Genomic DNA, 7972 nt, shown 5'->3' with positions numbered 1-7972 from the left:
GGGCCAACGCTGTGCCCCTGCACACCACGTCGTGGCTTCAGCGCTCGTGGAGACGCGTCTTCTCCCGCATCGTCAGGAACTGCTCGCGCGAGATGGACAGCAGATGGACGTCCCAGTGACGTCCGGCGAAGTACTCGTAGTCCCGCAGGATGCCCTCCTCGGTCGCGTAGCCGCGGCGGAGCAGGCTGGCGAACTGGGTCACGTTGTACGCCACGGAATGGAGGTAGAGCTTCCGGAGCGGTAGGACGGTGAAGATGTAGTCGGCGAACAGCATCCCGGCGGTGATGCCCACGCCCGTGCGCATGTGCTCGGGAATCATCACCGCCCCGAGTTGGGCATGTCCGTTGCGGTCGCTGATGTCGAAGGCGGCGACGTACCCGATGGGGCGGCCTTCGCTGGCCGTCTCCACGATGTTCGCCAGGATGTCGGTGCGTTGGAGCCCGACCCGCACCTGTTCGGGTGTTGGTACGCGTCCTCGGAAGACCCAGCGGTAGGACACTTCGTCGGCGGCGAACAAGGCCCATAGGAAGGGAAGATCCGACTCGCCTGCCGGACGGAGGCGGAGCGACCGATTGGCCCGGAACATCGGGGCCAGATCCGGCGCCGCCGGACCGGGGATCAGAGGCGAGCTCTCAAGTGGTGTCTCGAGTGATGCAGTCACAGACGGTGCCCAACGTTAGGGAGCGAGACGGAGGTTGAGCGCCTGGAGGATCTGCAGCGCGTTGGTGAAGCGGATGACGCTTCCGCCGCCGTGACTCACCACTCCGTGGAGGGCCACGGTTCCGTCGGGCTGGTGTGAGAACACCGGCCCGCCGCTGTCGCCGCTGCGCACGGCCACCTGGCCGTTGACCTGATGCGCTTCTGGGCCGTACGACTCCTGATATCCGAAGCGGCCGGTGTCTCCGCCCCAAGCGGTCTTGGCCAGCACGACCTCGCTGTCACACACCATGCCGGACACCACACCGCCGTTGCAGATCCTGTCGCCGACCAGCGCCGTCTCGGCTCGACTGAACGGCTTGGAGATGGAGTTGTAGCTGTCCGGTCCAAGCCAGGTTCTCCCTTGGACGGAGCCGACGGGGTACACCGCCGCGTCAAGGGACGTGTTGAAGTCGTAGACGATTCCTTGCTTGTGGCCGCCGCCGGTGTATATGACGTCGCCGTTGCGCGCGCAGTGCGCTGCGGTGACCAGTCGAGTGTAATTAGTCTCGTTGTCGATTGCCGGGATGGCGACGGTGCACTGCCCCACCGGCACGTTCTGGTTGTCGGCCACCGTGATGAACGCCCCGCCCTGGTAGGGGGGCTCGTCAGCTATCCGGGAGGTGAAGTCCAGCGGCGCCTGTTGCTCGATGAATGTCGGAACGCCGGCGATGGACGACGGGTCGAGCGGCGCTTCCGTGGAACCGGCGATGCGCGCCGCCTTCTCCGGCACGCTCTGGAGATCCTCGACGCGTACCGCCAGCCCTGTACCGTCAGGCAGGACCCCGACGCTGGTGATCCGGTAGGGCAGTCCGGCGGCGTGGCGTTCCCCGAGGCGGGACATTGCCACCGTCAGCAAAGCCCGGGAGTACGGTGCGGTGTGCACCCGCACCAGCGACAGATCGATCGCAGGATCGATTCTTTTCGCGTCCGCGAGCAGCGGCTCCGCGCTCTTGCCGTCTGTTACGTAGACGTCGACGGCGCGGTCCATCGGCTTGAGACGCAGTCCCGAATATGTGTCGGGTGCCGAACGCGCCGCCTCCTCCACCGCGTAGCCGACGGCACGCAGTGGAGTCAGGATCCTGATCTGCTCCTCAAGCGGAAGTTGGGAGAACGGATCCTTCGGAGACGCGAGATTCTCGACGGTAACTGGTGGCGTCTCCGCGGCCTGCGTCGTGGTCGGTGCCGCAACAACGCCCGATGCCGAGGCGAGACCGCCCGCCGCAGCAACGACCCATGCCCTGTGTGGCCTTCGCATGAACCCCCCATAGCTCGATGCAGTGAATGGCTTGCGCAAACTACACAGTTACACCTGTGTTTTCAATGAATCCCCAAAATAGGAGGACCACAAAAGAACAGAGGGGACAAAGAGGATCACGGCAATTCGACTCTTGCCTGAGCAGATATACACATGCAGCGAATTAGGCGGCATGTTCAACTACATGATCATCCGGCCCCACATCATCACGCCCCTGCTCGAGACGCTCCCGCGCACCGGGCCCGGGTTCCTGCGGTAGTCACCGCATCGTGCCGCGGAGGTGATCGACGCCGGGCCGGTGCTTGTCATGGCATGCGCGAGGGCCTCGCTACAGCCGTGCCCACCGGGGTCACCGCGGCCACGTTGCTCAACGCCCAGGTGCACGCTCGGTCAAGGCTGGCCGGTTCGACGTTCACCGCAGGTGTGCTGTGCTCGGGCTGGCCAGTGGCCCCCGGCGGCGCTTCCGGCTGCCTCATGAGGATTCGGCGGACCGCGACCCCGTCGGCGTTCTACGGTACGAACACGCCGCGCTGTCCGCCGCGATCATCGAGGAGGGGTCCTGTGTCTTCACCGTGTGATCCGGCGTATGCGCCTGTCGGCGACGTAGGCGCGGCGCTCATGATGATCGACTCCCGGCTCAAGAGTGTCTACGACGGCAGGGCCGAGACCACCACCGAAGAACGGGCGCTGGTGGAGCAGTTCGCGGTGTCCCTGGGGCCGGATGGCGCGGCTGCGGTGCTGGACGGGGCGTGCACGATCATCTACATGTACGTGCAGTGGCTGCGGATGGCGTGTGAGGACCACGACAAGGACGCCCTCGAGGAAGTGGTGCCGAGCCTCGTGACCACGATGCGCCAGATGCCCCGGAGTATCCGCCCCGAGGCCATCCCCACCATGGCCGGACTGCTTGTTGCCGCGGGCATCGGCCTGAGCCCCAACTTGTGGCGCCGGCAGTACGGGCAGTGGACCGAGGCGGAGATGAACGCCCTGGAGGCCACGGCCTTCCTGCTCGCGGAACGCATCAACCGCCTGACCGGCGACCGCGAGTTCGCCACCCGCCTGATCGCCGACGCCCTGTCCGCGCCGGAGGCAGACTGACCGCGCTGCGCCGGCCTTCGCGGGCCAACATGAACCTCAACAACGGGCACCAGCACGCATCCGCGCTGGTGCCATCGCAGCCCCCCCCTTCGACATCGACACTGCCGACGCCGAACAACTCCGCCAGGACTGTCGCCTGGACGCCGAGGAGCCGGAGGGCCCCAGCGCCGTTCTGGAAGTCGTTCGGTACTTCAGCACCACCTGCCGCCTCGGCAACCGGTCGAGTCCGCTCCGCCGACGAACCGGACACCGAACGAGCGCGACCCGTGCCGTCACGAGAAGCCGGACACGGCACCTACGACGGCACGCGGGGGCGTCGGCGAACCCGTGACGCCGTCGGCCGTGGCGGGATCCGGCCGGACTCGGGTCAATGCTCCGGTAGCCCGCAAGCGTGCGGCACCGGGCCGCCCCGAGACGGGGCGCCGTCGCCGCCGTTCCGGGTCCCCCACAGTCGTTCGAGGCTCTTGAGGTCGTCGACGAGGCGGCGCCCCGAAGACGCGGAAGTACGGAGATACGTCTTCACGAAGTCCGCGACCACGGAGCGGGCGTCACCGTCGAACGAATCCCCCATATCCCCAAATGGCTGGAGGTAATCCCAGCACGCATCGTTCGATGAATCGTGAACAAAGTACACAAGGACATGCGAACTCGCCGTTTTCACGACTTCGCTGTCGAATGATTCCGCTGGAAGTACCGGAGGAATCATTTTCATGCCGAGGTGCATCTTGTGGAGGATCGAGTGCAAAGGCGCCTCGGGGTCTGCGGCGCCGGCGCTGCGCCGTCGGCGTCGCTTCGCCTGTGAGGCGTCCATGTGGTCGAAGACCCGGCGGATCAGCGCGAGGTCCGTCTCCCACGCGTCGGCCAGCAGACGCGCCGCGGGCTCGCGTGCGCCGCGGTCGTAGCCGATACGCGCAAGCGCGAATGTCCCCAGGCTGCTGCCGCCGTAGTGCGCCTGCAAGTACCAGCGCATGGCGCCCGTGGCGTCGTGGCGATGCTCGTGGAGGCTCCCCACGCACGCGGCCGCGTGAGCGTTCCCGTCGTCGGCCAGCCGCCGCACCATGGATTCCCGGACAGCTGAGGTCGAAGCTTCGGCGACCAGGCACAGCGACTGCCAATCCGCAGCAGCACTTTTGCGCAAGAAATCAAACGGCCATTCCTTCGCGCGGACATGGCGAAACACGGAACACTTCGTTTTCGATTCACACACTCCGGAGCGGCGGCCTTCGTCGTTATGCTCGCCGCTTTGACCGCCGTTTGATTCACCATCTTGTTCGCCGCTTTGTTCGGCGTCGTGCTCGGCGGTTTCGTAGGCGGAGAAGTCCTCGAACTCCTCGGCCGAGAGCGCGTCGTCCTCGACCGCGGCCGCCCGCTCCAGCGCGGCCGCGTAGGCGAGGTCGTGCTCGGCACGCGCGGCCTTGGCCCTCACAACCGCCAGGACGCCGTCGACGTCCACCCGGTCCTCCTTTCCTTTCCCGTCTGCCTTCCCGGCCGCCGTTTCCGACCCGTGCGGGCCGACGTCCTCGGCCTCCGCACGCCGACGCCGACGGTCGTGGGCGCAGGACGGCGGCACCGACCCGGGCTCTTCGGGGACAGGCCGGGGGAGAGGCGGGAGAGGCCGCTCGGGGACGCGGCCCAGCTCCGGGTTCCGCGGGCGGCCCGGCCGCTCGTCTTCGGAACCCGTGGGGACGCGACCGCCGGACAGGTCGAACTCGCGTGTGGTCATGTCGCGTTCACCGCCGTCTCTTCCCCGTACATCTGCCGGGCCCGTTTCCGGGTCCTGTTCTGCCAGCTCTTGACCGTGCCCTCCTTGACGTTCAACGCCGCGGCGATCTCGGAGGCGGTCATGCGGTAGACGTACTGGCACACCGCGACCTGCGCTTCCGCGCGCGGCAGCGTCGCCAGGAACGCGGAGAAGTCGATCGTGCGGGCGGCGGCCGGGGCGGGATCGGCGGCGGCGTGCACCTGCAGGTCCGCGTAGAGCCCGTCGGCGACCAGTACCACCCGGCTGCGGCGCTCCCACTCGTCGCGGGCGCGGTTCCTCGCGGCGGCGAATAGGTAGGCCCGCGGCTCCTGCTTGTCGGCGATCTTGTCGCGGACCGCCAACAGCGCATCGGTGGCGATGTCCTCGGCGTCCGCGGCCAGGTCGGGGAAGCGGTTGCGCAGGTAGCCCACCAGGTCGGCCAGGTCCTCGCGGATGTGCTTCTCCAACGCGGCGAACCCCGCGTCCCGCGGGTCGGCCACGGCGAGCCCGGCGGCGAGGTCGAGCTCGTGTCCGGGCGTGACGGGCGCGGGTCCGCCGTCGGACGGCGGCGCGTGCGGGGTGGTCACCATGCGCGACACCGCGACCGCGTCCGCCGGCCCGACGGGTCCGACGCGGCCACCGACCCGCCGGGGGCCGCGCCGTCCTGTTCCGAGAACACCTGGCACCGCACCGTCGCGCTCCTCCTCGCCTGCCGACACCCTGGCCTCCCCACACCACGGGATCGCGGGGGCGATCGGGTTACACGCGAGGCGAAGATTCTTTTTGCCGGCGCCTCCGCCCCCCACCGACACGCCCCCAACGGCCCGCGGCCCCACGGCGGTTCCCGCCGCCCCGCGAGAGGCGCGTAACCCGAACAGCCCCCGGCGGGAGTGGTCTAGGGCAACACCAGCCCCACGAACATCCGGAGTTCCCCGTGGACCGTTTCCAGGCCGTCATGCTGCTCGCTGCCGCCCTCGCGGCGATCGTCGGCGCGTTGCTCGTCTTCATCCTCAAGCAGCGCCTCGGCGCCACCGCCTCCCAGGCGCTGCTGTACGGCGGCAGCACGGCGGCGACGCTCATGCTCCTGTACTTCACCGCCGTCGGCGCCTACCGGTGACCGCTGCGCGGGCACCCGCCGGGCGGTCCGAGAGCGGCCCGGCGGAGCGCGCCGGGCCGCAGCATCCCCTTGACGTTGTAAAACACGTGACTTAATTTGGCGTCGTGAGCACCCGCACCGATCTGATCCTGGCCGCCGAGCGGCTGTTCGCCGTGCACGGCGTCGACGCCGTCTCGCTGCGCCGGATCAGCACGGAGGCCGGGCAGCGCAACGTGGCTGCGGCGCAGTACCACTTCCAGGACAAGCAGGCCCTGATCCGGGCGGTCGTCGAGGTGCGCGGCGCTCAGGTGACCCACCGCAGGAACGAGCTGCTGGACCGGATCGGGACCGACGGGATCCGTCCGGATGTGCGGGCGCTGGTGCGGCCGTTCGTGGTGCCGCTGGCGGAACAGGCGACGGTGCCCGGCAGCCACTACCTGCGGTTCCTCGACCGGCTGTGCGACCACCTGGGACAGGTGGTGGTCCCGCACGCGAACGGCGACGGTCCCGACGGTCGGCGGGGCGTCGGCGCGCTGGACTTCGCGCGCCCCGTCCTGACTTCGCCCGACCCCCCGCGCGGGGCAAGGCGGCGTAGGCTGACCAGCAGCGAGTTCGGCACACGGCTCAAGCGCATCGGCTTGCATCCTCGTCAGGACCGCTCCACCGCGCTGTTCACCCTCGCGACCGAGGTCCCCGCCGCGATCCTCGCCCGCATGCTCGGGATTCATATCCAAGTAGCAGTGCAGTGGCAGCGGGCGACCGCCGGGGACTGGGCGGCCTACGCCGCTGACGTGAGTTCCCGAACGATCGACAAGGAGCGCTGATCATGCCCGTTCCGCGCTATGAGGCCGTGCTTTGTGACATCGACGGAGTGCTCCGGCACTGGCCCGCGACGGACGCCCTCGAACAGGCACACGAACTGCCGCCGGGCGCTCTCCCAGCGGCGGCCTTTGCACCGGCCCGCCTGCTCCCAGCGATCACCGGAGAGATCACCGACGAACAATGGCGCGCGGCAGTGGCCCGAGACCTCGCCGACGCTTGCGGATCGAAGGAAAGAGCCCACGCCGCCGTCGTCGCCTGGACCGAAACGCTGCCAGCCGTCGACCACGACGTTGTCACCTGGCTCAAACGGATGCGCAAGGTCGCATCCGTGGCTCTGGTCTCCAACGGGACCACAAGGTTGGAGCGGGACCTCGTGCGGCAGGGACTCGCCGATCTCGCCGACACGATCATCAACACCGCCCGCATCGGCGTGGCGAAACCCGACACGCGCGTCTTCCACATCGCCGCCGAACGCGTCGGAACCCCAGTCCAGCTCTGCCTGTTCATCGACGACACCGCAGCCAACGTCGAAGCAGCCCGCGAAGCGGGAATGACCGCGATTCACTACCACCGGTTCGAAGACCTGCGCGCGGCGCTCCCACCGCTGCACGACACGCCAAGCGAGAGCCGACAAGACCTCTAACTTGCCCAGGTATTCGGAGAGTTCCAATACCCGACTCCACCATTTGCGACGGTTCAAAGCGACCCCGAGCGGGTGAACGTCGCGGCGAGCATGCGAGCAGCGCAACGGCTGACCTGGGACGAAGGGAGACTGCGGTGAAGTGGAACCTGCGGTGGGCCGCCGCCCGCCGGGACATCTGGCGGCCGACCGACCTGCTGGCCGCGTTCCGCGAGGTCGGCTTCAACCCGTCGCTCAGCAAGGTCGCGGCTCTCTGGGGGCAGCAGCCGGTCACCGTCCGGCTGGACGACCTGGACAGGATCTGTGCTGCCCTGAACTGCACGGTCGCGGACCTGCTGGAGGCCGAACCCGTCGCCGCCGTGATCGCTGACCAGCACCAGCCACTGGCAGCCGGAGGTGAGAAGGACGGGCCGTCGCGACCACTTGCCCGCAAGAAGGCCGGCGGCGGCCGGTCTCTCCCGCCGAATTGACCTCGTGGCCCGACTCGAAGGCACGAGTCGGACGCGTCAGTGCGTCGACTGCCTGGGCTGGGGACAGTGGGCGGACACGGCCTGTTGTCGGGGCTGTTGTGCAGGCCGCGGCGTGCCCGGACGTGGAGATCACCGGCGCTCTCGCACGCTG

Annotated in this window: 9 protein-coding genes; 5 read left to right on the top strand and 4 right to left on the bottom strand. The window is 68.5% G+C overall.

The annotated features are described in order from the left end of the window. Positions 1 to 37: 37 nt before the first annotated feature. Both ACRX5S_RS31695 and ACRX5S_RS31690 read right to left on the bottom strand, forming a co-directional pair. Entirely contained in the window at positions 38 to 586 is a 549-nt protein-coding gene (locus tag ACRX5S_RS31695; RefSeq protein ID WP_436776604.1) for a GNAT family N-acetyltransferase, read from the bottom strand. 90 nt (positions 587 to 676) lie between these two features. Then, a complete protein-coding gene (locus tag ACRX5S_RS31690) occupies positions 677 to 1993 on the bottom strand; it encodes a hypothetical protein (RefSeq protein ID WP_436776603.1) in 1317 nt (438 codons plus the stop codon). Positions 1994 to 2515: 522 nt separating this feature from the next. Between ACRX5S_RS31690 and ACRX5S_RS31685 the strand changes: the two genes are divergently transcribed. After that, positions 2516 to 3052, top strand: a complete 537-nt coding sequence (locus ACRX5S_RS31685; RefSeq protein ID WP_436776602.1) for a hypothetical protein — start codon at positions 2516 to 2518, stop codon at positions 3050 to 3052. Between the two features lie 367 nt (positions 3053 to 3419). Here the strand turns inward: ACRX5S_RS31685 and ACRX5S_RS31680 are convergent, their stop codons facing one another. Next, on the bottom strand, positions 3420 to 4505 hold the full coding sequence (locus ACRX5S_RS31680; RefSeq protein WP_436776601.1) for a hypothetical protein: 1086 nt from the start codon (positions 4503 to 4505) through the stop codon (positions 3420 to 3422). Between the two features lie 266 nt (positions 4506 to 4771). Further along, a complete protein-coding gene (locus ACRX5S_RS31675; RefSeq protein ID WP_436776600.1) occupies positions 4772 to 5383 on the bottom strand; it encodes an RNA polymerase sigma factor in 612 nt (203 codons plus the stop codon). 344 nt (positions 5384 to 5727) lie between these two features. On the opposite strand from ACRX5S_RS31675, the gene ACRX5S_RS31670 reads away from it, so the two are divergent. The 4 genes from ACRX5S_RS31670 (at position 5728) to ACRX5S_RS31655 (ending at position 7821) form a co-directional block, all read left to right on the top strand. Next, a complete protein-coding gene (locus ACRX5S_RS31670; RefSeq protein ID WP_436776599.1) occupies positions 5728 to 5910 on the top strand; it encodes a hypothetical protein in 183 nt (60 codons plus the stop codon). 104 nt (positions 5911 to 6014) lie between these two features. Next, complete coding sequence (locus ACRX5S_RS31665; protein WP_436776598.1) at positions 6015 to 6713, top strand: TetR/AcrR family transcriptional regulator; 699 nt, start codon at positions 6015 to 6017, stop codon at positions 6711 to 6713. A gap of 2 nt (positions 6714 to 6715) precedes the next feature. Further along, positions 6716 to 7354, top strand: coding sequence for an HAD-IA family hydrolase (locus ACRX5S_RS31660; RefSeq protein WP_436776597.1), 639 nt, complete (start codon positions 6716 to 6718; stop codon positions 7352 to 7354). A 134-nt stretch (positions 7355 to 7488) separates the two neighbouring features. Beyond that, positions 7489 to 7821, top strand: a complete 333-nt coding sequence (locus ACRX5S_RS31655; RefSeq protein ID WP_436776596.1) for a helix-turn-helix domain-containing protein — start codon at positions 7489 to 7491, stop codon at positions 7819 to 7821. Positions 7822 to 7972 lie beyond the last annotated feature (151 nt).

This window comes from Yinghuangia sp. YIM S09857, assembly GCF_051388915.1.
Classification (GTDB): Bacteria; Actinomycetota; Actinomycetes; order Streptomycetales; family Streptomycetaceae; genus Yinghuangia.
Note: the sequence above shows the minus strand (reverse complement) of the source record. Positions and strands in the feature narration are given on the sequence as shown.